This is a genomic window from Rhodothermales bacterium (assembly GCA_041391505.1).
Taxonomy (GTDB): domain Bacteria; phylum Bacteroidota; class Rhodothermia; order Rhodothermales; family JAHQVL01; genus JAWKNW01.
Genome location: JAWKNW010000024.1, coordinates 41417 through 65600 on the forward strand (window position 1 = coordinate 41417; position 24184 = coordinate 65600).

24 protein-coding genes and 1 pseudogene are annotated in these 24184 nt (G+C 60.9%); 10 read left to right on the plus strand and 15 right to left on the minus strand.

Going from position 1 to position 24184, the window contains the following annotated elements; all coding sequences use genetic code 11:
- Positions 1 to 33: 33 nt before the first annotated feature.
- The 3 genes from R2834_19080 to R2834_19090 all read right to left on the minus strand — a co-directional run bounded on the left by R2834_19080 (position 34) and on the right by R2834_19090 (position 3735).
- On the minus strand, positions 34 to 387 hold the full coding sequence (locus R2834_19080; protein MEZ4702445.1) for a DUF6404 family protein: 354 nt from the start codon (positions 385 to 387) through the stop codon (positions 34 to 36).
- 134 nt (positions 388 to 521) lie between these two features.
- The gene (locus R2834_19085) at positions 522 to 2828 is read right to left on the minus strand and encodes a DUF5916 domain-containing protein (protein MEZ4702446.1); all 2307 of its coding nucleotides are present in this window, start codon (positions 2826 to 2828) and stop codon (positions 522 to 524) included.
- A 160-nt stretch (positions 2829 to 2988) separates the two neighbouring features.
- Positions 2989 to 3735, minus strand: a complete 747-nt coding sequence (locus tag R2834_19090; GenBank protein ID MEZ4702447.1) for an MBL fold metallo-hydrolase — start codon at positions 3733 to 3735, stop codon at positions 2989 to 2991.
- A gap of 80 nt (positions 3736 to 3815) precedes the next feature.
- On the opposite strand from R2834_19090, the gene R2834_19095 reads away from it, so the two are divergent.
- The 8 genes and pseudogenes from R2834_19095 (at position 3816) to raiA (ending at position 12706) form a co-directional block, all read left to right on the plus strand.
- Positions 3816 to 5105 carry a metallophosphoesterase gene (locus tag R2834_19095; GenBank protein ID MEZ4702448.1) on the plus strand — a complete coding sequence of 430 codons (1290 nt, stop codon included), beginning with the start codon at positions 3816 to 3818 and terminating at the stop codon, positions 5103 to 5105.
- A gap of 12 nt (positions 5106 to 5117) precedes the next feature.
- The gene (locus R2834_19100; protein ID MEZ4702449.1) at positions 5118 to 6530 is read left to right on the plus strand and encodes an LptF/LptG family permease; all 1413 of its coding nucleotides are present in this window, start codon (positions 5118 to 5120) and stop codon (positions 6528 to 6530) included.
- Between the two features lie 25 nt (positions 6531 to 6555).
- The gene (rsmI, locus tag R2834_19105) at positions 6556 to 7269 is read left to right on the plus strand and encodes a 16S rRNA (cytidine(1402)-2'-O)-methyltransferase (protein ID MEZ4702450.1); all 714 of its coding nucleotides are present in this window, start codon (positions 6556 to 6558) and stop codon (positions 7267 to 7269) included.
- Positions 7270 to 7467: 198 nt separating this feature from the next.
- A complete protein-coding gene (locus R2834_19110; GenBank protein MEZ4702451.1) occupies positions 7468 to 10338 on the plus strand; it encodes a DUF2723 domain-containing protein in 2871 nt (956 codons plus the stop codon).
- A 303-nt stretch (positions 10339 to 10641) separates the two neighbouring features.
- A pseudogene (locus tag R2834_19115) lies at positions 10642 to 10848 on the plus strand (cold-shock protein).
- Positions 10849 to 11317: 469 nt separating this feature from the next.
- Positions 11318 to 11746 (plus strand): hypothetical protein, encoded by a 429-nt coding sequence (locus tag R2834_19120; protein ID MEZ4702452.1) that lies wholly within the window; start codon positions 11318 to 11320, stop codon positions 11744 to 11746.
- A 10-nt stretch (positions 11747 to 11756) separates the two neighbouring features.
- A complete protein-coding gene (gene ybeY / locus R2834_19125) occupies positions 11757 to 12197 on the plus strand; it encodes an rRNA maturation RNase YbeY (GenBank protein MEZ4702453.1) in 441 nt (146 codons plus the stop codon).
- 212 nt (positions 12198 to 12409) lie between these two features.
- Positions 12410 to 12706 carry a ribosome-associated translation inhibitor RaiA gene (gene raiA / locus R2834_19130; GenBank protein ID MEZ4702454.1) on the plus strand — a complete coding sequence of 99 codons (297 nt, stop codon included), beginning with the start codon at positions 12410 to 12412 and terminating at the stop codon, positions 12704 to 12706.
- A 184-nt stretch (positions 12707 to 12890) separates the two neighbouring features.
- Here the strand turns inward: raiA and metF are convergent, their stop codons facing one another.
- Positions 12891 to 13847, minus strand: a complete 957-nt coding sequence (gene metF / locus R2834_19135) for a methylenetetrahydrofolate reductase [NAD(P)H] (protein ID MEZ4702455.1) — start codon at positions 13845 to 13847, stop codon at positions 12891 to 12893.
- A gap of 209 nt (positions 13848 to 14056) precedes the next feature.
- Here metF and R2834_19140 point away from each other — a divergent pair, with 209 nt between their 5' ends.
- Positions 14057 to 14656 carry a 5'-methylthioadenosine nucleosidase gene (locus R2834_19140; GenBank protein ID MEZ4702456.1) on the plus strand — a complete coding sequence of 200 codons (600 nt, stop codon included), beginning with the start codon at positions 14057 to 14059 and terminating at the stop codon, positions 14654 to 14656.
- A gap of 3 nt (positions 14657 to 14659) precedes the next feature.
- On the opposite strand, the gene R2834_19145 is transcribed toward R2834_19140, so the two are convergent.
- A complete protein-coding gene (locus tag R2834_19145; GenBank protein ID MEZ4702457.1) occupies positions 14660 to 15181 on the minus strand; it encodes a DUF420 domain-containing protein in 522 nt (173 codons plus the stop codon).
- 162 nt (positions 15182 to 15343) lie between these two features.
- Between R2834_19145 and R2834_19150 the strand changes: the two genes are divergently transcribed.
- Positions 15344 to 16306, plus strand: coding sequence for a chemotaxis protein (locus R2834_19150; protein MEZ4702458.1), 963 nt, complete (start codon positions 15344 to 15346; stop codon positions 16304 to 16306).
- 43 nt (positions 16307 to 16349) lie between these two features.
- Here the strand turns inward: R2834_19150 and R2834_19155 are convergent, their stop codons facing one another.
- From R2834_19155 to R2834_19200, 10 genes are all read right to left on the minus strand, one after another.
- Positions 16350 to 16856, minus strand: a complete 507-nt coding sequence (locus R2834_19155; GenBank protein ID MEZ4702459.1) for a plastocyanin/azurin family copper-binding protein — start codon at positions 16854 to 16856, stop codon at positions 16350 to 16352.
- Between the two features lie 47 nt (positions 16857 to 16903).
- The gene (locus tag R2834_19160; protein MEZ4702460.1) at positions 16904 to 17815 is read right to left on the minus strand and encodes a COX15/CtaA family protein; all 912 of its coding nucleotides are present in this window, start codon (positions 17813 to 17815) and stop codon (positions 16904 to 16906) included.
- Positions 17816 to 17953: 138 nt separating this feature from the next.
- Positions 17954 to 18286, minus strand: coding sequence for a copper-binding protein (locus R2834_19165; GenBank protein MEZ4702461.1), 333 nt, complete (start codon positions 18284 to 18286; stop codon positions 17954 to 17956).
- A 185-nt stretch (positions 18287 to 18471) separates the two neighbouring features.
- Positions 18472 to 18783, minus strand: coding sequence for a hypothetical protein (locus tag R2834_19170; GenBank protein ID MEZ4702462.1), 312 nt, complete (start codon positions 18781 to 18783; stop codon positions 18472 to 18474).
- Between the two features lie 225 nt (positions 18784 to 19008).
- Entirely contained in the window at positions 19009 to 19416 is a 408-nt protein-coding gene (locus R2834_19175; protein MEZ4702463.1) for a cytochrome C oxidase subunit IV family protein, read from the minus strand.
- A gap of 49 nt (positions 19417 to 19465) precedes the next feature.
- Positions 19466 to 20137 (minus strand): cytochrome c oxidase subunit 3 family protein, encoded by a 672-nt coding sequence (locus R2834_19180; protein MEZ4702464.1) that lies wholly within the window; start codon positions 20135 to 20137, stop codon positions 19466 to 19468.
- A gap of 65 nt (positions 20138 to 20202) precedes the next feature.
- Complete coding sequence (ctaD, locus tag R2834_19185) at positions 20203 to 21897, minus strand: cytochrome c oxidase subunit I (protein MEZ4702465.1); 1695 nt, start codon at positions 21895 to 21897, stop codon at positions 20203 to 20205.
- A gap of 58 nt (positions 21898 to 21955) precedes the next feature.
- Entirely contained in the window at positions 21956 to 22897 is a 942-nt protein-coding gene (gene coxB, locus R2834_19190) for a cytochrome c oxidase subunit II (GenBank protein MEZ4702466.1), read from the minus strand.
- 10 nt (positions 22898 to 22907) lie between these two features.
- Entirely contained in the window at positions 22908 to 23744 is an 837-nt protein-coding gene (locus R2834_19195; protein MEZ4702467.1) for an SCO family protein, read from the minus strand.
- A gap of 3 nt (positions 23745 to 23747) precedes the next feature.
- On the minus strand, positions 23748 to 24137 hold the full coding sequence (locus R2834_19200) for a hypothetical protein (protein ID MEZ4702468.1): 390 nt from the start codon (positions 24135 to 24137) through the stop codon (positions 23748 to 23750).
- Positions 24138 to 24184 lie beyond the last annotated feature (47 nt).

Sequence of the window (24184 nt, forward strand, 5' to 3'; positions counted from 1 at the left end):
GGACCGCACGGGTCCGCACCCTTCCGCTGCGCCTCAATAGAGGGACAGACCGGGGATGTAGTCATCCCACGCTGGAATGCGTTCGAGCCCTTCCTTGGCCAGATGGTATTCGGTGCCGGCGACCCACGCGAACGCGAGTCCGACCCAGATACCACACAACACGCTCTCCCCGAGGGAGAACATCGTCATAAAAAACAGACCGTAGAAAAAGCCAAACAGGGCGCCCTCGATCAGGGCCAGGCGGGCAGTATGGTGAAATAGGGGCGGCGGCACATCGAAACCCAGACGCCACAACAACTGAAAATGCGCCGGCGCAGCCACCCATTTTGAGATACCGGCCGACTCCGCTTCACGAACGAAGGCAGCCACTTTATCCCGATGGATCATGCGATTGTAGGGGGCAAGTCGCGGTATACGGTGGGGAGAGCACAGTGGGCTCATGAAAGATATCGGCCGGGTCACCCGTGAACTTGAGCGCCCGGCCGAATACCGCGAAAAAAAGATGCCACCCTGAACCGGGATCAGGTCCGGAACAGATACTGGAATTTGAAGAAGATCTGGCGCTCGGTCTGCTGGTAGAAACGGGCCGCCCCCGGCGTGCGCCCGTCGAACGCATCGTAGGTGTGCGTCGACCCGATGTAAAAGGCCGAGAACGGATTGATGCGGTACGTGATCAGCGGATCGATGTCGAGCCGATCGGCGAACTCGTTGTACTGGAAGACCGTGCGGACGAAGAGGCGGCGCGTGAACTGGTACGTCGCGCGCATGCGGGCGATGTATCCATCGAAAAAGGCGTCGCCCGTATCGAGATCGGTCAGCCGCGAATAGCTGATCTGGGGCGCCAGACGCAGTCGGGAGGTCGGCCGAATCGTCGCATAGGCGGAGAGATTGAGGCTCTGCCCTATTTCAGGGGTTTCGACGTTGCGGGCGATATCCCGGCCGCCTTCGTAACTGAAACCGAGGTTGAGGGGTTCGCTGAAGTTGCTCTCCAGCTCGACATTCAGGCTGCGCAGTCCGTCGAATGCCTCGCCGCGAAACCGCTCCCACGAAACCTGGTAGCCGGCGTACAGGAACGTCTGCCGCTTCATCTGGACGAAGAAGCTCGGGCGGATGAATTCCTCCTTGCGCAATCCGCCGTAATTCCAGAATCGCATCGCCTGGAAACGCGGCCCGATGCGATCGATCAGGCCGATGTTTTTCGGGAAGAAGTTGAACCCCTGCATCAGGAAAAGCTGACGCGCATCGTTCTGGTTGACGAACCCGTTGTCCGCGCGGAAGGTCGGGCTGAACTGTTCGTATTCGGCGTATGTGAACGCGTTGCGGCTCTCGCGGCTGAGGGTGCCGCTGAACGCGGCGCCGGCGTACGACTCGCCGTCCAGCCCGAGCGTGTGTTTGCCGCCGGCAAACGTCTCGTCGTTCAAACCCTCCGAGGTTTCGGGCGCATTGGCCTCGACAGTCTGGCTCATCACCAGCTGGCTCTGGATGCGGTAGTGCTTCAGGAAGCGCACGGAGGCGTCCACCGCCACCGTGCTGCCCGAGCCGCCGTTGTCGAGCCGGCGATCGGTGACCAGCGCGCCGAAATTCGAGTTGTTCGGCAAGGTGCGCATGGCCCGCACGATGTTCGACCAGCTCCGCCCGCCCTGGAGCAGCTCGCTGCGCTCTTCGGAGGGGATCAGCAGCGGCGAGGTGTTGTCACGCGCGCCGATGTAGGCGACGTTGGTCGAACCGAACTGGCCCGTCAACTTGCTCGCCACGATCGGGTCGTTGATCGAACGCGTATACACCGTCTGGATCGGCGTGTCGAAGAGGTCGCTGCCTTCCTGGAAGAAGGGCCGGCGTTCGGGGAAAAAGAGCGCGAACGTCGAGTTCACGTCGATCTGCGCCACGTCGGCCTCGATCTGGCTGAAATCCGGGTTGACGGACACGTCGGCCGTGAGCGACGACGTGAAGCCGTATTTCAGGTCGAGCGAGGGCTCCGCCGTCACGCGGTTGTTGTCGAACCCGCCATCCGGATCGCCGGCGACGGACAGGGCGCCGGCCTGCGAGCCCGTGAGCGCCGGCATCACTTCCAGGTTGCCGCCCGATTTGACCCCGCGGATCCCTTCGATGTACCCGTACTGGCACGTCCAGCAGGGATCGTCCCGATCGACCGCCGCCCAGGTATACTGGCTCCTGCTCGAACGCGGATGGGTGATCCAGAACGTGCCGCGCCAGGTCTGCGCATCGCCGGCGGGGAAGCGCAGGCTCCGGAATGGAATCGCCATCTCGACCTGGTAGCCGTCCTCCGTGATGCGTCCTTCCGACTGATAGATGAGGTCAAACCCCAGATCCTCGTTGTTCGTCGTGATCCGGGTATCGCCCTGGATGCCGTACGGATTGGAGGCGATGAAATAGACTTCGCGCCCATCACCGCGGGTATCGAGCAGGAAACCCACATAGTCGTCCTGCCAGATGTTGTCCCGGTCGCTCATGTTCGCCCGGATGGACGACGGATCGTCCTCGACCACAAACGCGAGATACAGGTTATGTTCGTCGTACGTCATGTAGGAGCGCACGGCGATCGGCGGACGCGCCTGCTCGTCGGGGAAAAACTCCGAGAAATTCTGGGCGATGGCCGCGGACCGCCATCCGGAGTCCGTCAGGTCGCCATCGACGGCGATCTGGCCCTGCATGCGGTTCACGGCCAGATGGGGAAAGGCGTTGGGGACGAAGGTGTCCAGCACCGGCTGGTCGGCGGCCGGGCTATTCGCCGGGCTGGGCTGGGCCTGTACCGGATAGGTCAGCAAAAAAAGAAGGGTACATCCAACCAGTCGTAGAGAGCTGTTCATGCGAGCGTGTCGATTGCCTTCCCCCGCGCATCTCGGGGAAGAGGTGAGCCAGTATGTTAGTATGCTAGTAAACTAGCAGGAACTACGTCCGGCCCGACACGAAGGTTACAGGAGGGCGAATCCCGAAGTGGAAATTTTTTAGCATCCAGCCGAGGGCGTCTCAATCGAGGGTATCGGCCGTCAGGAAGGGGTTCTGGAGTCGTTCGCGCCCGATCGTCGTTTGCGGGCCGTGCCCGGGGTAGACCACGACATCGTCGCCGAGCGGGATAAGTTTCTGAAAGATGGACGTCATGAGCGTCGGCAGCGAGCCCTGCCAGAGATCGGTTCGGCCAATGGAATCCTGAAAGAGCACGTCGCCCGAAACGACGAAGCGGTTCGAGGCGTCAAAGAAGCAGATAGACCCGGGCGAATGACCCGGCGTATGCAGTATCTGCCATTTTGTCTCGCCGAGTGCGATGGTATCGTCTTCGGAGAGGTAGCCGGCCGGCGCGGGCAGCGGTTCCATCGGGATGCCATAAGCCGCCGCCTGGTCCTGGGCGTGCTTGATGAGCGGATCGTCCGTACGATGCAGCCAGTACCCCACACCCAGTGCCTGGCAGAGGGTCGCGCAGCCGAAGATATGGTCCAGATGCGCGTGCGTAAGCAGAATCTGTCGTATCTGGATGTCCTGTTTTGTCAGATAATCGAGAACGGCCTTGATTTCGCTGGGTCGTTGACAACTGGGATCGACGAGAATCCCCTCCCCGCCTTCGCTGAGGATGTAGCAATTGGTGAGAAACGGATTAAAAGCGAACGAATGAACAATCATCAATCTGGTCGTCTGGAAAGGTTCACAACGATACGGTCGATACCCTGCCTGGGAGCGGAGCGAGGCAATGCGCCTGCCCGTACCGGCCTCGACCGCCATCAAGTACGCGTTTGCCGCACCGGGGTTTACCCACCCCCTGAACCTTGCCCCACCGGCCGCGTTTTTTCGATATGAACAGCATGAGCTTCTATTTTGCCGGCATAGTCGTCGCGCTCTTCGCGCTGGACTATTATGTATTTGTGCACTGGAGGCGTTTCGCGCGGTCTTACCGCAAGCTGCGCTGGACGCTGCACGCGTACATGGCCTCGATGGTCGTGATGCCTTTCACGCTGCCCGCCTATTTCGCCTTTTATCGGTGGTGGGAGGTCGAGCCCAAGTTCTTTCGCGCCCTCTTTTTCGGCATCTGGGTGACCTACTACCTCCCCAAGGCGCTGATCGCTCTCGCGCTGCTGATCAAGGACATCGCGCATTTCATCACGTGGCTGTTCCGGTGGTTTCAGTATCAGCTGGCCCCTCCGCAGCTCAGCGAGGCGGCCGTGCCCGCCGCGCCCTCGCTGGACCTGACCGACATGAAGCGGATGAGCCGGCGCGCGTTCATGCGCCAGATGGGCTGGACGGCCGGCTCGGCGCCCTTCGTGATCACCGGCTACGGCGTCTTCCGCTCGCTCTACGACTTCCAGGTGCATCGGGTGGTGGTGCCGATCCCCTCCTTGCCCCCCGCGCTCGACGGATTGACCATCGCGCAGCTTTCCGACCTGCATGCTGGATCGTTTTTTAGCGATCGCCCCATGCTCGAGGCCGCGTCGCTGACCCAGGGACTGAAGCCGGACCTCATCCTGATCACCGGCGACTACGTGAACCGGGACGACGCGGAATTCGACCGCATCGCAGCCGGCCTGCGCATGCTCAAGGCCGACCTGGGCGTCTATGGGTCGCTCGGCAACCACGACCACTACGCCAACGTGGAGGCTGTAGCCCAGCGGGTACGAGCCACGGATGTCGACCTCCTCGTCAACGCCCATCGCTCGATCGAGATCGACGGGGCCCGGCTGAACCTGATCGGGACGGACAACACCGGCTTCAACCAGCACTTTGCCGACCTCCCGAAAGCGCTGCAGGGGATGCCGATGACGGATCAGGACCGGCAGCTGTCCGTTCTTCTGGCGCACGACCCAACCTTCTGGGATGCGCAGATCCGAAAGGAATTCCCGTTTATCGACCTCATGCTCAGCGGACACACCCACGGTGGGCAGATCGGGCTGGAGTTGGGGCCGATTCGCTGGAGCCTTGCCCGTGTCGCCTACCAGCGGTGGGCCGGCCTGTATGCCGAACCCCGCTCGGAAGGCAGTGATTCGCAGTACCTCTACGTCAACCGGGGGCTGAGCACCGTGGGGCCCCCGTTGCGCCTGGGTATTCGCCCGGAGATCACCCTGCTCACCCTTCGCCGGGTGCCGCCCCAGAATGCGTAGCCCGCGCATGGCATGAAACGGATCCATCTTCAGATTCTGCGCATGTTTCCCGGTCCGTTTCTGGGCTGGCTGGGCACGCTCATCTTCCTGCTTGTGATGCAATTCCTCATCCGGTATCTGCCGGATCTGGTCGGGAAGGGCTTGCCTTTGCTGGTCATCGGCGAAATCATCATCTACAACCTCGCCTACATGATCGTGCTGGCCGTGCCTATGGCGGTGCTGATCTCCAATCTCATGACCTTCGGCCGGCTCGCCGAAACCAACGTCTATACCGTCCTCAAGAGTTCGGGCGTGTCCGTCCTTCAGCTGATCTGGCCGATGATGATCCTCGGCCTCGTGATCACCGCCGGCATGTGGCAGTTTAACAGCGAAGTGCTGCCGGCCGCCAATTTCCGGGCCAGCAGCCTCTGGAAAGACATCCGGCGCAAACAGCCCGGCTTCGAACTCACGCCCGGCGTGTTTTACGAGGGCATCGACGACTACAGCATCCTCGTGCGCGAGATCCCGCCGGAATCGAACACGCTGATCGATGTGACGATCTTCGACTATTCGGACAAGGCGGTTCAGCAGGTGCTCATCAAGGCGTCGCGCGGCCATCTGGAGACGCGCGACCACGGCAACCGGGTCGATCTCGTGCTCGAGGACGGCGAGATGCACCGCGTGCTCAATCCGCGAGGACGCGTTCTGGAGGATCGGTACGAGCGCCTGGCCTTCCATCGCCACCGCCTGACGTTCGACCTGAGCGAGTTCAGCTTCGAGCGAAGTAACCCCGACGACGGTTACCGCACGGACCGCACGATGCGCACCGCCGACATGGTTCGGTACGTCGACTCGCTGGAGGCGAGCATCGCGGATCGGGGGGCGTCGCTGCACAAAATCGGGGCGCGCTGGATGCTGGACTCGCTGTACGCGCCGGCCCGTCCGGCCCCCGTCCTCACCGCAGACCCGCTCGACACGACGCTGGCCTACATCGGCGCCCGCCGCCCCCTCCAGGGCTTGACGCAGCTGCAGGTCAAACAGGCGTACGACGGCGCCCTGGGCACGCTGCGGGCGGACCGCTCCGTGATCGAACAAATCAACCGCAGCATCGACTCGGAACGCCAGCGCGCGGACAAGTACCGGGTCGAGATCCACAAGAAGTATTCGATCGCCGTCGCCTGCATCATCTTCGTGCTCATCGGGGCGCCACTCGGGTTGAGCATGAAACGGGGGGGATTGGGGATCGTGGGCGGCATGGCCGTCGGCATCTTCCTGTTTTACTGGGTCACGCTGGTCCAGGGCGAGAAGCTGGCGGATCGCGGGATGCTGATTCCATGGGTGGGCATGTGGGGCGCTAATATCGTAATGAGTATCTTGGGCACCGGTTTACTGTTCTATGTATTGCTCGACCTGAAGGCCCGCCCCCTCTTTCCCCGGAAAGCATGAGCGGCGCCGGCGGGTCGACCGCCCTATGCTTTATCTGGTCCCTACCCCCGTCGGCAACCTCGAAGACATCACGCTGCGCGCGCTGCGCATCCTGAAAGAGGTCCATCTCATCGCCTGCGAGGACACCCGTACGTCGGGCGTTCTGTTGGATCATTACGGGATCCCCACGCCCCGCGCGAGTTACCACGATCACAACGAACGGCAGCGCGCGCCCCAGTTCATCGCGCGGATGCAGGCCGGCGAGTCCATCGCCCTCATCACCGACGCCGGAACGCCCGGCATCTCGGATCCGGGCTTTTACCTGGTCAGGGCATGCCACGAGGCCGGACTTCCCGTCGTCGCGCTGCCGGGCCCCACGGCTTTCGTCCCGGCGCTCGTCGCGAGCGGCCTGCCGGCCGAGCGCTTCGTCTTCGAGGGGTTTCTGCCGGTCAAGAAGGGCCGCAAGACCCGCGTGGATGCGCTCCGCGAGGAAGTCCGCACCATGATCTTCTACGAGTCGCCCCACCGTCTCGTCAAGACCCTCGCGTTGCTGGAAGCGACGTTCGGCGGCAGCCGGCCGGCGGCCGTGGCGCGCGAGGTCTCCAAAAAATTCGAGGAAGTTCGGCGCGGCGATCTCGCCACCCTGCGAACGCATTACGAAAGCCAGGACAAGGTGCGCGGAGAGCTGGTTCTCGTCGTCGGTGGGATCGGCGGCCGCGAGCGTCGCGAGGCGTCGAATCCGGACCAGGAAGACGACTGAATCGCAATACGTGCCCCCGTTCTGCGTTATCTACCGATACGGGGGCCGACCCGGGAGCAACTTCACGCGTCCATACGGCGTTGGAGGCGCGGCAAAGGCCGGCAAAATTGCTTCGCGTCGGGATCTGCGCTGCCAGCCACCCGTCGTTTGATCACGTTTTATCCATCCCGCCAACCGGTCCCACCGGAATCCGAACCCATGAGCTGGAAATCCACCGAGCGCCTGATCGCCACCTTCGTTTTTCTCTGGGCGTTTCTGCTGTACCTGTCGACCGTTTCTCCGACAGCGTCTTTCTGGGACTCGGGTGAGTTCATTGCCATCGCGAACCAGCTGCAGGTGTCGCATCCGCCGGGGGCCCCGTTCTACATGCTGATCGGGCGGCTCTTTTCGATGTTCTCCTCGCCGGAATATGTCGCCCTCTCCGTCAACCTGGTCTCGGTGCTGGCGAGCGCGCTGACCGTGCTGCTGACCTTTCTCATCATCGTGCGCGTCGCCCGCGAGTGGCATCCGGCCGATCGGATGGAGACCACACAGGACCGCATCGCCGTCTGGGCGGGCGGCGTGATCGGGGCCCTGGCCTATGCGGGGACGGACTCGTTCTGGTTCAACGCCGTCGAGGCCGAGGTCTACGCGCTGTCGATGTTCTTCACGGCGGTGGTCGTCTGGCTGATCATGAAGTGGAGCGAACTGGCCCGTCAGGAAGAGGCCGAACTCGCCGGCAAAAATCAGCATCCCTTCGGCCTCAGCGCCAACCGGTATCTGATCCTCATCGCCTACATGTTCGGGCTGGCGATCGGCGTCCACCTGCTGAACCTGCTGGCGATCTTCTTCATCGCCCTGATTTTCTTCTTCCGCGAAATCGATCGGTCGAACTGGTCGACCGGTCAGCGATGGACCGGCCTGATCGCGACGGGCGTCGTTTCGGTGCTGATTTTCCTCGTGATCTACCCGGGCATGATTCAGTGGCTGCCCGGCGTCATCGGCGAGAGCGGCGCGCCCATTTTCTGGACGCTCGCGCTCGTGCTGCTGGTGGTGGCCGGCCTGTACGTTTCCCACACGCGGCAGATGCCCGCGACGAATCTGGCGTTTCTTTATGTCGCGGTGGTGCTGATCGGTTACACGACGTACGCGCTGATTTTCATCCGCAGCGCGGCCAACCCGCCGATCGACGAGAATGACCCGGAGACGGTCGAGGCGATCGTGTCGTATCTCAAGCGCGAGCAGTACGGCGATACACCGTTGTTCAAGGGATCGACGTACGACAACGCGACGAACAAGATCGATTACGATCACGAGAAGCTTTTCCCCCGCCGGCATTCGCCGGCTCCGCCGCATCTGGCCTTCTACGCCCAGTACGATTCCGACTGGGATTTCTTCTGGGAATACCAGGTACGCGACATGTATTTCAGGTATTTCCTGTGGAATTTCTCCGGCAAGGGCAGCGACGAGCAGGATGCGCCGGCCATCACCGGGTTCAGCTTTATCGACCATCCGGACTACGGGCCCGAGCGCTTCGTGCAGACGCCGAGCGAACGAGAGAGCCGGAACGTTTATTTCGCCCTGCCCCTCCTGCTCGGCCTGTTCGGGGCGATCTATCACTTCATGCGAGACTGGCGACGCGCCTTCAGTATTTTTGTCCTGTTCTTCGTGACCGGCATCGGCATCATCCTTTACCTCAATCAAACGCCGATGCAGCCCCGCGAGCGCGACTACTCGTATGTCGCGAGCTTCTTCGCCTTCAGTCTGTGGATCGGGATCGGCGCCACCGGCATCCTGCAGCTGGTGCAGGAGTCGCTATCGAAGAAGATGGCGTCCCAGGGGGGCAACGGGATTCTGATCGGTACCGGGGTGGTGCTGTTCGCGGCCGTGCCGCTCTGGATGACGATCGAAAACTACCACGATCACAGCCGCGCCGGTAATTATGTAGCGCCCGAGTATGCCTATAACATGCTCATGAGCGTGGCCGACGATGCGATCCTCGTCACGAATGGCGACAACGATACGTTCCCGCTGTGGTACCTCCAGGAAGTCGAGGAAGTCCGCCGCGACGTGCGCGTCGTAAACGTTTCGCTACTGAACACCCCCTGGTACATCAAGCAGCTCAAGAATCAGGCGTCGCGGGATTCGGAGCCGCTGCCCTTCTCGATGACCGACGAGCAGGTCGACGAGCTGAACATCCGGCCCTGGCAGCCGCGCGACGTCTCGCTTCCCGTGAACCTGGACGCGATGATGCGGAGCAGCGAAGTGCCGATCGCGATGGACGACACGAGCCAGATCGAAAGTCCGATGACCTGGACCCTTCGCGGCCGGCCCTACGACGAGCGCATCAACCTGCTGTACGTCTCGGATCTGGCGCTCTACGATATCCTGCTCTCGAATGCGCAGAACGATTGGAAGCGCCCGTTTTACTTCGCCGTCACCGTGAGCTCGGATGGGTTGATGGATCTGGACAACTACTTCCAGTTGGAAGGCCAGGCCTTTCGCGTGGTCCCGATCAAGCACGACGAACAGCTGGGCCGCGTCGTGCCCGGCATCACGCCCGAGCGCCTCAAGAAATTCAAGTTCACCAACCTGAACAACCCGGATGTGTATTACGACGAGAACATCCGGCGGATGGTGGACAACTACCGCAACATCTTCTCCACCACGGCGCAGCAACTGGGTGAAGCCGGCGACCGCACCGAGGCGATTGCCCTGATGGATCGGCTGATGGATGAAATCCCCTTTACGACGATCCCCGGCACGCCGCAATCGTACCTGGTGGTCGCACGGGCCTTCCAGCTGCTCGGCGTATCCGACCGCGCCGTGGAGGTCTGGCGCAGCGCGGAGCCCGTCGTGCTCGATCAGTTGCAGCGGGCGCGCACGCGCCGGCAGGTGGACACCCTCATCCGGTACATCCAGATGATCCAGCTCGGCTACATCGAGCTGAGTGATTTCGATGCCGCGGCCGCCTTCAGCAACCGGATCGCCGACGCCCTGAACGACGACGTCTACCGCCAGACGCCGGAGCAGCTGCGCGCCGAACGGGACCGGCTCTTCTCCCCCGAGGATAGCGTCGACGGCAACTGATCAGGGACCTCCCCCCTGCCGGATCGCCCTGTTTTCGTCTCGCCCTGAGCCCGCGTCTCAGTAAGTGTCTGCTTATTTAGCCCAAAAGGAGATTTTTCTAATTTTGGTCGGATTTCCGACCAAATAATTGCAAGGATGTTGCTTTTTTCAGTTGACATGGAGGCCTTCAGGGTTCTATAATGCAAGTTCCGGCATTAAAAATGCCGGTAAAACCCTGAACTCACAACCTATCACCCTGCGCGTCGGGCAATTGCTCTTCCGCCCACTTGCTACGCGCATAGTCAACGTAGAAGGAGGCTTTCTATGTCTGTTCAGACAGGTGTCGTCAAGTGGTTTGACGCGAAGAAAGGCTATGGCTTCATCCTCCATCCCGACGATGGAAGTGACATCTTCGTGCACTACTCCCAGATTGACTCATCCAAGCGTTTCAAAACACTTCGGACAGGAGAGGTGGTCTCATTCGACCTCGTTAATGGCCCGAAGGGACTGCATGCCCACAACGTCGTGGCCTTCAACGAGGAGGATGACGAAGCGGAGGCGGCCTCACTGATGGTGCATGACAGCGCGCACTGACGCGTCCGGGCCCTCCCTCTTGCCCCGGCCCGTCGCCCCGAACCCACATCGCGTGAGCACCCCCAGGCTTCCTCCGATGTGCCGGCGCGCCTCCCCACACTGGATACGTCGTACATCCCCGTCGAGTCCATTTTCACCCGATCCCTCCCGGATGGCTGCGCGCGCGCCGAGCCGCGCTGCCCGCCATGAAAAAAGCCGCGTGGGCACCTGCTCCGGCGCGCGCTGATTTCCCCTGTAGCCGCCCGTTCATGTCCGCCGCGCGATGAACGCATGAGCGCGTTGTTTTTACTCGCTCCAGCGCCTATTTTTGCTGCGGCCGTGCGGACCCTTGATCGGCGGCCACCCCCTTTTCGGTTTAGAACCTCGCGGTAAGGATTCGATGCGTTTTTCCTTCTCCGACAGCGATATGACACGTATCGCTTCGGTACTGGGTATCACACCCAAATACGATGGCGCCCTCGTGCGTATGGAGCTGAGCGACGAAGAAAGCGGACGGACGCTGTCGCTGGAAATCCTGCGGGAGCTCACGCTCCCCATGGAGTTGCATGAAGACCAGACTGCGAACCTGGTATCCGTGTATACCGCCGGCTCGTTTCTCCAGCTGCAGGGATGCACGGGCTTCATCGCCAGCGAGGAGCTGGGCGAAGTCATCTTCGTGGCCCGTCAGGCCGGCCGCACGAGCGGCCTCGTCGTCGAACGCCAGGCCGGCGCCTCGCTGTTCTCCAACGTGGACGAGCGTCTCCTGTCCACGGACTTCGAGAAGCTGCCCCCGGAGATGATCATGAGCAGCGTGGCGCTCTCGCTGGCCGAAACCCTCTTCAACGACCTCGGCTGAGCCGCCCCCGGTGTCGACCCACGACCTCCCCCCCTGGCTCGAGCTCTCCCACACGCATGCGTCCTTGCGGCTGGACGAGGCGCGCGTGGCCGGCGTCATCGCGGCGGTCCTTGCCGGCGAAGACCGGTCGTTCGAGGCGCTCGGCGTCATCCTGGCCGACCGGGAGACCGTCCTCGACCTGAACCGCTCCTTTCTCCAGCACGACTACCCCACCGACGTCCTCTCCTTCCTCATCGAACCCGACGACGGCGCGTCGCCGCTCCAGGGTGAAATCTATATCGACCTGGATACCGCACTCGAACGGCACGCCGAGTTCGGGGCTACGTTCGAGGAGGAAGCGCTCCGCTATATCGTGCACGGACTGCTGCACCTGATCGGGTACGACGACGCCACCGAAGCGGACAAAACGCACATGCACCGCCTCGAGGATCGCTACCTCCAGGGTCGGTGAAGAAGTTGCAACAAACTCGTCACGTCTACTCCACACTTCTACACACAACCTTCATTTAAGGCGCGTACGGGGCACATCCCGGTACCCTGCCTCATTTCGCATCGCCCGGACGCCTGTTGACCCTCTTTTTTTGAGGTCAACTTTTTAGTATCGTCACTTCATCGCGTCTTCAAATACCTTCACCTTCATTCTTCATATCACGGAGGTTGCACATGGATACAAGAATCACGGCACGGCATTTCAGCGCTACCCCCAAACTGAAAGACCACGTGAACATGCGATTGACGAAGCTCGAACGGTTCTACAACGGCATTACCGACGCGCACGTCGTGTTGAGTGTGCCGAACACCGCCGGGCTGAGCAAATCTGCTGAAATCACCGTGCAAGTGTATCGACAGTCTCTCACCGCGCAAGACCGTGCGTCCACGTTCGAAGAAGCAGTCGACCGCTGCGTGCTTCGGCTCCGCCGGCAGGTGTTGAAGTATAAAGACAAGATTCGGGGCTCGTGATCCCCTAAAGACACCCTGCAATCGCGGCCGGCCTGAATAGCCCGGCTCACCGCTCACCACACGGCAGATTGCAGGATGTACCGGTCACCACGGCGTTTCTCACGGACGCTCAAACCCTGCATCCTGCAATCTGCCGGCATCCTTGCCGCCCCGTCTCTCCAGGCCCGAACCCCGGCCACACACGTCACGCCATATCCCGGCACGCCTTCACCACACGCCTCACCACATCGGCCGACTGAATAATGTAGAAGTGGACGCAAGGCAGATTGGCGTTCATCAGTTCCTCCACCTGGCGTAGCGCCCACTCGACGCCGATATCGACCACATGCTCGGGGCGCGCCGCTTCGACTTCCGCCGCCAACGCTTCAGGGATCTCGAGATAAAACTTGCTGGGTAGGGACTGGAGCTGCGCCTTGCTCGTCAGAATCTTGAGGCCCGGAATGATCGGCACCTGGATCCCTACTTCCCGGCAGCGTTCGACAAAGTCGAAATAGTGACGGTTGTCGAAAAACATCTGGGTGGTTACGAAATCGGCGCCGGCGTCGACCTTGCGTTTCAGATTTTGAATATCGCGGGCCAGATTGGGCGCCTGGAAATGCTTTTCAGGATACCCGGCCACCCCCACGCAGAACTCCGTAGGCGCGGCATCCATGATATCTTCCATGTAATGCCCCGAATTCATCTCCCCGATCTGGCGCACCAGATCTACCGCGTATTCATTGATGGACCGATCGGGGGCGAGACGCTTGGGATTCTCGCTCGCGTCTCCGCGGAGGGCCATCACGTTCTGGATGCCCAGGTAATTCAGTTCGATGAGGGCATCCTCCGTCTCCTCCCGGGTGAAGCCCATGCACAGCAGATGCGGGACGGGCTCGATGTTGTACCGGTGTTTGATCGCGGCGCAGAGCCCGAGGGTGCCGGGGCGCTTGCGTTTGACATGCCGGCGCCAGGCGCCGGTCGGCATCTCCTCGTAGTACACCTGGGCGGAATGGCTCGTGACGTCGATAAACGGCGGCTCGAACTCCACCAGATCGGACACGATGCGCATGATCTGCTCGGCAGAACTTCCCCGCTTGGGCGGAACGATTTCGTACGAGATGAGCGTCTCGGTGGCGCGATCAAGGATTTCGCTGATCTTCATCCAGGTAAAAGACAACGTTCGGGAATAACCGGTCGGGGTTTGGTCAAGCCATTAAAATTAACTAGCTTTCCGACCCTGTGCGCTCGGGCGGCACCGCCCGGATCGCCGGGTCTGCCCATCGAACGCTTCCTGACCACACGAAACCGGCGTCGCACGGGCGAGGCTGGAAATATGTGCTGGGTGTAACCTGCAACCATTGCTTCTGTTCGATGAACGCAATCGTCTTTGCTACGGAGCAAGAGGCCCGCTACTTCCTCAAGAATTACGAGCGAGGCCGCTTTGACGGCCTCAACGAGGGCGATGTCGCGCACGACGACACGCTGATCGTGACGATCACCGGTATCGGCAAAATCAAGGCCGCGCTGCGCACCGAACGGATGCTGCGCGAACATCGCGTGCGCCGGCTTCTGCACGTAGGCACATGCACCGCGTTGGCCGAATCGTTCAGTCCGGGCGAACTCGTCGCCTCGGACCAGGTCTTCGAGGGGGATCGGATCGAGTTATCGGCGCCGACCTACCCGCGCATGCCGCTGGAAATCATGGACGCCTCGCTCAAAACGGCCACCCTGGTCACGCAGGATCACACGCCCCAGGACGAAAAAGAACGCACCTACTGGCAGCGTATCGCCCAGATCAGCGATATGTCCGGCTATGCGATCGCCTACGTCGCGGCCCTGCACGGGGCGCCCTGCCACATCGTAAAAGTCGTCACCGGCTACCTGTTTGGCGACGACGCCAATTTCCAGCGCACACTCGAGCGGTCGCATGAAGCGATCGGCCAGTATGCGTTGCGGCGGCTGCCGGCCTGAGGTTCAACCGAGGAAGCGCAGCATCAGAAAAACGAGCACCCCGGTTACCGACACATAAAACCACAGAGGCAGCGTGATGCGCGCGATACGCGGATGCCTGTCGAACCGGCCCGACAGGGCGAAATAGAGCGTGATCAGGGCGAGCGGCAGGACGACGACCGACAGGACGATGTGGCTGATGAGAATCGTGAAATAGACCGGGCGCACGAGTCCCGTTCCGAGGAATGGCGTATCCCCGTGGTAGTAGTGGTAGATCAGGTAGCTGACCAGAAACAACCCGCTGAACAGGAACGCGCCGAGCATGTATCGCCGGTGAGTCGGGATCTCTCGCTTGCGAATGGCGCGATACCCCAGGGCGAGGCATACGGCGCTCATGGAGTTCAACAGGGCGTTCAGCGCCGGCAAAAAGGACACATCGATGCCTCCGTCAGCAGCCGGCTCCTTGAAATAGATCAACCAGATCAGGAACGCGCTCGCCGCCAGACTCGCCGCCAGAATACCGCGAATGGCGCTGGATGTAGACATGTTGGTTTCGGTCATGGGGGTTGCCGGCCTGTTTGTCGGTTGACGTCGGTGCGGAGAAAATTAGGCACGATGGCTTACGATTGCACGCGTCTGGCTTTTAAGACTTGGCAAGGAAAGACCGATCCTACAGACATACCGTGCATCGTTAAACCGCGAGCCATTATGTCGGCATTACAATCCAATATCCTGAAGCCTGGAACGAACGAGTTCGAAATCATCGAATTCACGCTGGGTCACGTCACTGAAGAGGGCGAGGAAGTGATACAGTCACTCGCCCTCAATGTGGCCAAAGTGCGCGAAATCATCCCCATGCCGACGTTGACGCAGCTGCCGCAGATGCCGCCCGGCGTGTGCGGCATCACGCATCTCCGCGACCGGATCATCCCGGTGGTCGACATGGGCTACTTCCTGTACAAGCAGCCCCGGCTCGCCAAGGCGGAGCACCTGATCGTCAGCGAGTTCAACGGCATCCGGCTCGGACTGGTGATCGACACGGTCAAACGCATCCACCGCTTGAGCTGGCAGGCCTTCAAGCCGCCGGAGTCGCTGAAAGGCGTGGACCCCAACTGCGAGTCCATCGTCGGCATCCTGATGATCGACGATCGGACGATCATGATGATCGACGTCGAGCGCATTCTCGCCGAGATCCATCCGAAGCTGGCCTTCATCAATGAATCGGACCTGCCGGCGGATTTTGGCACGCAGTACCGGGTCATGACGGTGGAAGACTCCGCGATCATCCGCAAGCTGATCCACAAGGAGCTCAACTCGGTCGGCTTCCACATCATCTCGCTGAACGACGGGCAGGAGGGCTGGGATCTCCTCCAGTCTTACGCCAAGCGGGTGGGCGAAGGCGAGCATCTGTCCGATCTCGTCAACCTGATCGTGACGGACATCGAGATGCCTCGGATGGATGGGTACACGCTGACCAAGAACATCAAGTCCCACGACATCCTCAAGAACATTCCGGTCATCATCTTCTCGTCGATGATCAGTGACGACAACATGCATCACGGCGAACTGGTGGGAGCGGACGCCCAGCTCACGAAGCCCCAGATCACGCAGCTGCTCGATACCACGCGTGCGCTGCTCTCGGGCCAAACGGCAGAGCCCCAGCTCGCCTGAACGAACCGGGGCTCCACGGGAATCGCTGATCGGCTCGGCCGAATCAGTTGACCGAGTGCATCACGCCTTTCATGAGCACATAGTGCCCCGGGAAGGTGCAGATGAACGGATAGTCGCCGGCCGGCGGCGCCGTGAACTCGACGGATTTCGACTCGCCGGGCATGGCGATCGCCGTAGAGAACAGCACCGCATCGCTTGCGGGCACGTAATTCTTGTCCGGGCCGGCCTGCATACCGGCCATACCGACCGCATTGGCATCCGAGTTCGGCTTCATGATCACCACATTGTGCTGCATGGCCGGGCTCGTCGCGACGTTCTGGAGGGTGAGCTTGACCTTGGTGCCGGCTTTGACGGTGAATTCCGCGGTATCGAACTTCATCTCGTCGCCCACCGACTTGATCACCACGTCCTGCACTTCGTTCAGGCTGGCCGGCTCTACCGGCGTAGCCGTCATGTCGGCCGTGGACGCCGTGGTTTGCGGAGCCTGGCTATCACCACACGCGCCAAGTACAAGCATGGCCGTGAGGAACAAGGATATATGCTTTTTCATGGATGTTTTTTCTTTTGATGAGTGAACGGCCAGACGATCTTCCTCGATCAGCCATTCAATTGTTGTTCTGGAACCGGTTTACGGATACTTAGCAGCGTAGCCACCACGGTCGTAGCCATGAGGCTGGCCCCGACGACCATGTGCGACGTATTGAGCACGACCTGGAGCAGGCTTCGCGCAATACCATGCTCCTGGAGCAGGACCGCGTAGGCGGAAAAGCCCAGGCCGATCTGAATGAACAGCAGCACGGCGATCGCGCCGGCGATCTGGTAGGGCAACGTCCCGGCCGGCGTGGAACGACGGATCCAGCGGATGGCCATGAACAGGATGGCCAGCACCACAAATGCACCCGTCATGTGAATCATGACCAGCGCGACATCGACACCGCGGCCGACGTGGCGCAATACCGCGCCGAGGATGACCTGGATGTAGAGGGCTGTCGCCGGCAGCCAGATCACGCGCCGAAAGGCCTCAGCCGATTCCCCCGTGGCTTTCGCTTCGCCCTGCAGCCACGTGCGTGTGGTGAACAGCCACATCGACGCGAGCAGCGAAAAGAAGAGTTGCGCCACGCAGGCATGCACCACGGCCAGATCCAGCGATTGCCAGACGACGCGCAGCCCGCCCAGGGTACCCTGCACGATCACCAGGGCCAGGGCCACAGCGCCCAGATATTTCATCCAGCGTCTCGGATCCGAGAACCACGTCCACGCCGCGAGAATGACCGTGCAGAATCCGACCAGCATGCCCAGCAGACGGTGTCCGTGCTCGGCCAGCACGGGCGGCAAGGCATACCATTGCGGCATCGGATTGAGCGCATCGTACGAGTCGAACGAAGACGGCCAATCCGGTACGGCGAGACCGGCGTCGATGCTGGTCACGACGGCTCCCCAGGAGAGCAGTACGATCGTGCAGACCAGTGTGACCAGCGTAAACCGGCGGCGCAGACGCATATCCGGCATGATGGATATTTCCTGATTGGGCAAGGGCATCGGCGTGCGGTCGGAAGAGAGGTAGTTTATACGCGGCGTGAAGTCCGGCAAAGGCCAGATGAGCAACGAGCCGTATAAACCGCTGTTCCGTTAAAAGGCGTTGAAGGGCTATCGCTCTACCCGCAGGATGCGTGTCACGACGACGCCGTTCGGCCCTGCCTCGATATCGAATACGACGCTATCCGCTACCGCGATGCCGGTCAGTACCGACGTGTCCGCCACGGCAAAGTGCATGGACATGGCCTCCATGAATCCCGGGATGTCCCCGTGCTGAATCTGGACGAAGCTCCTCGAAGGCGTGATGACCTTTACCACGCCCTCTCCGGAAAAAGTCCGGGTTGTAGGGGTTTCCTCCGCTTCTTTCGTCGCGCAAGCGCTGCTCAGCAGGATTGTGGACAGAAAAACTACCAATGCGGCGAGCGTGGTGCGACGGATGGCCATGGATACGGGGGTGACTTCGCGACGGATAGCGGGGTGCCGTTTGACGTGAAGGCGCGCGGCGAACTGGGCAGTGTCTGAAAAATCGTTCGGATCGTCCCGGTGCATCCAACAAACCTCCCAAACAGCGTTGGATCCTGAATCACGTTCAGGATACGATTCTACCTGAAAGATTTTTCAGACAGAACCTAGTTTCTGCGGTCGTGAAGGTCTTCAAACCAGGAAAGCGGAAGCCCTTCCGAATCGCCGTGAGAGAAATGGTAGGTGGACTGAGCGCCCTGGTGGTTCAGGTAGCGCTGATCTTCGCGTATTTCCCGAATGCCGACCGGAATACTTTCGCCTTCCCGCGTCGCATGCCGGCGAATCATGGCGGCATCGCGATCGACGAGGAGCGGTTTTTCAGGAAAAAAGATACGGCATGCTGTCACCACGACCCAGGTGAGCATGAAAAACAGAATCGGGACAGCGATGATTGCGAATAAGGCAAAAACAGTCAGCATAAAACACAGAGGGGCCGGAAACCAATCTGGTTATCTTACTGGATTGTAGTTGCTTCCCGGCAATCTTTCAAGGGGCGCTGCAAAATCCCTATCGAGACGACGGACAGAAAAGCGATTCGGGGTGACCAGGTATAGTTGACCTACCTTTCGGCCCCGTTGAGGTTCCTAGACAAAAAAGGGCGGAGCGACCGAAATCGCCCCGCCCTGAATACGTCGTGCCGGTGCTCAGTGAGCGGGTGCGGGCGCCTCGTGGCCGGCGGCGGCGGCGTCGCCTCCTTCCAGCGCGCGCTGCTCTTCCTCGATGGTATGCTTCCCTACGTTGCCGATATCGCCCCGATAGGCCGTATCGAACAGCGTGAACGTGAGAAACACGATCACAAAGATGCACCCGACCGCAAAGATCAGCGCATTGACCCGGTTATCCCACTTCAACGCCATGAAGAACGTCACGACCAGGCCGGCTTTCATGACCGCAATCATGATGGCAAGGGCGATATTGAAGGGTCCGAGGTCGACGAATTCAGCGGTGAATACCGTGAAAATGGTCAGGAACACAAGTCCGCCGAAGACGGAGAGGAGTAATTTGAGCGGGATGATGTGATGTCCATGATCCCCAGCGTGGGCGTGTGCCATAATGCCTGATCGAAGTATACGGGTCCTTGAAAATCTCTGGTGAGTGCGCCTAGATGAGGTACATCAACGGGAAGAGGAAAATCCAGATGATGTCGACGATGTGCCAGTACAGGCCCGTCAGTTCAACCGGCGTATACCATTCGCTCGAAAAATGACCGCGTGCCGCGCGGATGGCCAGCCAGGTCATCAGGATCATCCCGACGAGCACGTGAACGCCGTGGATGCCGGTCATGATGAAATAGATGCTGAAGAACTGCGGTGCGTACGGAATCGCCAGCTCGTGGCTGGCATAGTGCGCGCCCGGGAAGATGCCGTGCTCGAACTTGCTGGTGTATTCGATATACTTCACGACCATGAAGACGCCGGCCAGCAACACCGTGACCACGAGGTTCGTGACGAGCAGCTTGCGATTGTTCAGCTGGGCGAAGTGAATCGCCATGGCTACCGTCAACGACGACGCGAGCAGCACGAGCGTGTTGAGGCCGCCGAGGCGCCAGTCGAGCAGCTTGCTCGCCGCGTCGAACACGTCCGGATGCCATACGCGGTACACCGTGTAGGCCACGAACATGCCGCTGAAGAGCAGGATTTCCGTGATGAGGAAAAGCCACATGCCCATTTTTGCCGCGTCGAACTGTTGCTCCGACGTGACGAAATGGTGCTGCAGGTGCGCGGGGTGCGCCGACTCAGCGTGACCGCTGCCTACGGTTGAAGTGGTTGCCATGTGTCTGTTTGGGCTAGGAGTCGCCGGCGGGCCGGCTACGGTAAAAACAAGATCCCTGAATCGGCTCAGCCGCGAACCTGGGGTTCCGGCTCGTTGCTGCGCGAACCGTCGCCACCGAACGTATCGCTCAGCACCTCGAAATCATAAGGTCCGTGCGTGACGATCGGCTGCGAGCTGAAGTTGTGCGGAACGGGCGGCGAGGTAGCGTGCGTCCATTCCAGCGTGGCGGCGCCCCACGGGTTGGCCGGCGCTTTCTGTCCCTTGCGTAGCGAGTGGATGAACACGCCGAGGACGGTAAACAACCCGAGCGCGAGCACCCACGACCCGATCGTCGAGGCCAGGTGCAGGCTGGCGAATTCCGGGATGTAATCGTAGTACCGCCGCGGCATACCCTGGCTGCCCAGAATGAGCTGCGGGAAGAACGTCAGGTTGAAGCCGACGAAGATCAGCAGCGCCGCGATGCGCGCCGGCGCCTCGCTGTACATCTTGCCGGTGATCTTCGGCCACCAGTAGTGGAGCCCGCCGATCGCGGCGATGACCGTGCCACCCATCATCACGTAGTGGAAGTGGCTCACGACGAAGTAGGTGTCGTGCAGGTGCACGTCGATCGCGAGCACCCCGAGCATGATGCCCGTCAGACCGCCGATCGTAAACAGGAAGAGGAAGCTGAGGGCGTACAGCATGGGCACCCGAAGCCAGATGGAGCCCTTGTACATCGTCGCCACCCAGTTACACACCTTGACGCCGGTAGGGATACCGATCAGGTAGGTGATGAGCGAGAACACGATGGACGAGACCGCCGACTGGCCGGAGACGAACATGTGGTGGCCCCACACCAGGAAGCCCAGGAACGCGATCGCCACGGACGACAGCGCCACGAACTTGTAGCCGCTGATCGGCCGGCGCGAGAACGGCGCGATCAGCTCAGAGACCACGCCGAACGCCGGCAGAATCATGATGTAGACGGCCGGGTGCGAATAGAACCAGAAGAAATGCTGGTACAGGATCGGGTCGCCGCCGAGCAGGGGATCGAAGATCCCGATTTGCAGGAAGCGCTCGAAGAACAGCAGGACCATTGTGATACCGATCACCGGCGTGGCCAGCACCTGCACGATGCTGGTCGCGTAGATGCTCCACGAAAAGAGCGAGAGCCGATTCCAGGTAAGCCCCGGCGCGCGCATCTTGTGGATGGTGACGACGAAGTTGATGCCGGTGAAGATCGACGAGAAGCCGGCGACGAACACGGCCATCGTCAGAAAGAGCACCGACGAGTTGGTGGTCGTGGAATACGGCGCATAAAACGTCCACCCCGAGTCGACACTGCCCGCGAAGAGCCCGAGGAGCACCAGCGTGCCGCCGGCGAGGTACACGTAGTAGCTCGCCAGGTTGAGGCGCGGGAACGCCACGTCGATGGCGCCGAGATGCATCGGAAGGATGAAGTTGCCAAAGATGGCCGGGATGGACGGCACCAGGAACAGGAACACCATCACGATGCCGTGCATCGAGAAGACCTGGTTGTAGGCGTCCGGCCCCATGATGGTCTCGCCCTGCGTCATCAACTCGAGACGCACGAGCAGGGCCAGGATGCCGCCGATCAGAAACATGATCGACAACGTGACCATGTACATGACGCCGATCCGCTTGTGGTCGATGGTCGACATCCAGGACCAGACGGTCTTGACATGGTTCAGGTACGTCTCCGAGCCGTGATGGGCAGCGGTGGTTTCGGCGGCATGCGCCGAAGAGGCGGAATGACTCATGAGTGTTTCTCGTGTGGCAGTCTTGCTAATTCACGCGCGGGCGACCCTGTCACCGGCGTCACTTCTGCTCGCTGATAAACGCGATCAGGGCCGAAATCTGGCGCTCGTCGAGGCTCGAATAACTCGCCGGCATGATCGGATTGAAGCCCTGGACGACCTTGGCCGTCGGATTCAGAATCGATTCACGGAGGTAGTTCTCATCGGCCGTGAGCGACGTCCCGTCGGCGAAGGTGCGCGACCGGCCCATCAGGCCTTTGAACGTCGGCGCGATGACCTGCGTGCCGTCGATCGAGTGGCAGGTGAAACAGGCCTGCTGCTGATAGAGGGTGGCGCCGTATTCGGGAAGGGGCATGTCGTCGAAATTGCCGCCGCCCGATTCCACCCATTCGGTAAACTCCTCCTGCGGGAGCACGATCACCTTGGCGAGCATGCCGGAGTGCTGCGTGCCGCAATATTCCGTACAGAAGACCTGTTTCTCGCCTTCGGTCGTGGCATTGAACCAGACCGAGGTGTACCGATTCGGCATCACGTCTTGCTTGACCCGGAAGGTGGGCACGAAGAAGCTATGGAGTACGTCTTCGCTGCTCATCACGAGGCGCACGTTGCGGCCGACGGGTACACGCAGTTCACCGGTGGCGCGGGTGCCGTTGGGGTATTCGAATTCCCACAGCCATTTTTTGGCGCGGACCGTGATCTGGTACGAATCCGGAGGCGCCGTGCCGAGCCGCAGGAACGACTGAAAGCCCCAGGTAAACACGATGAGGCAGAGGATGGTCGGGACGACGATCCAGGAGAGCTCCAGCAGTTTGTTCTCCTCGACATGGGGCGGCATCTCGTCGGCTTTGCGCCGGCGGTACTTCACCACAAAAAACAGCATCGACAGGATCACCAGAATGAAGATGATGATGCTGATCCAGTAGACGAAGTAGAAAAGACTGTCGATCTCAGGCGCCAGCGTCGATTCGGCCGGAGGCAACCACAGCGTTCCTTTAGGTTCCATGTGTGTTTGGTTATTTGAGGGCTGACGTGGCGAGCCGCGCCTGTTCGCGTTTCCAGAACAGGACGAGCGCCAGACCGAGCACGAGCACGGTCAGCAGTCCCCCGAGCTTCATTAAATTGGTCGCTTGCAGCACGTAGGAATTGGCTTCAGGGTCATACCTCAGGCAGTACAGGGTCACCTGATCGATCGGCGATCCGATGGTGCCGTCCGACGCCTCAAGCAACGCCAGCCGCACGGTGCGCGCCTCGAAACTCAGGCCCTGAATATACCTAGAAATCTTCCCGTCTGCTGTCAAAATTGTGAGCGTTGCCGGATGGGCGTATTGCTGGATTTCCTCCACCCACTTGAACCGGAAGCCGATGGCTTCGGCCAGCGTGAGGATGGAGGCTTCGCTTCCCGTGAGGAAGTGCCAGCCTTCGCCGGCCTCCGGTTTGCCCAGTATGTCCAGGTAATGCGCTTTCTGCTGCGCCGCCACCTCGGGCGTATCTTTCGCAGAAAAGCTGATCGTGAGCACCTCGAATTCCTCGCCGGGCGTCCAGTCCATCTCGCCGAGGGTGCTCGTTAATCCGTTGAGCAGCACGCTGCACAGCATCTCGCAGGTCTGGTAGGCCAGCGAGAGCAGCACGGGCTTGCCCGTATTGAAATAGTCGCTCAGCCGCACGAGCCGGCCGGTCTCGTCGTAGAACGCCAGCGTATCGGGAATCGCTTCGCCCAGACGCTGATCGAGCCCGACGCCCTCGAATATCGGAGGGAGCTCACCCGACTTCTGGGCAAGCGCCGGCTCCATTCCTATAAAAAAATGGAGGGCCAGAAAAAGCGGTATGTACAGCCGTACCCGCTTCACCATGTTTTACGGGTTCGGCTGGGCCAGGCGCAGCGCGTTGGAATAATCGCCCTGCGCGCCCTGCTGGAAGGTCTCGGCGGCCATGGCCTTCATCGCCTGCTCGATCGGCACCTGGTAGATGCCGTTTGCGGCGTCTACGACGGCGTAATGATTGAGCCGGGTCGCCGCCGAAGCGCGCGTATCGCGCAGTTCGGGGTACTGGATGGCGGCGGTAGCCACATCGCGGATTTCCATGCTCTTCACCCGCGCCGTCGTGAAGCCGATCGTCGCGAGGATGATGACAATCACGATGGTGCCCAGCATGATGCTGAAGATGAAGCCGGAATTGATGCCTTCGCTCTCGACCTCCGTCGGTCCACCGTCGTGGTCGTGCGCGTCTGCCGTGGATGGATTCACCGTTTTACCTGATTGCGTTGGAAGTACGTCCGGGATCGTCCGCGAAC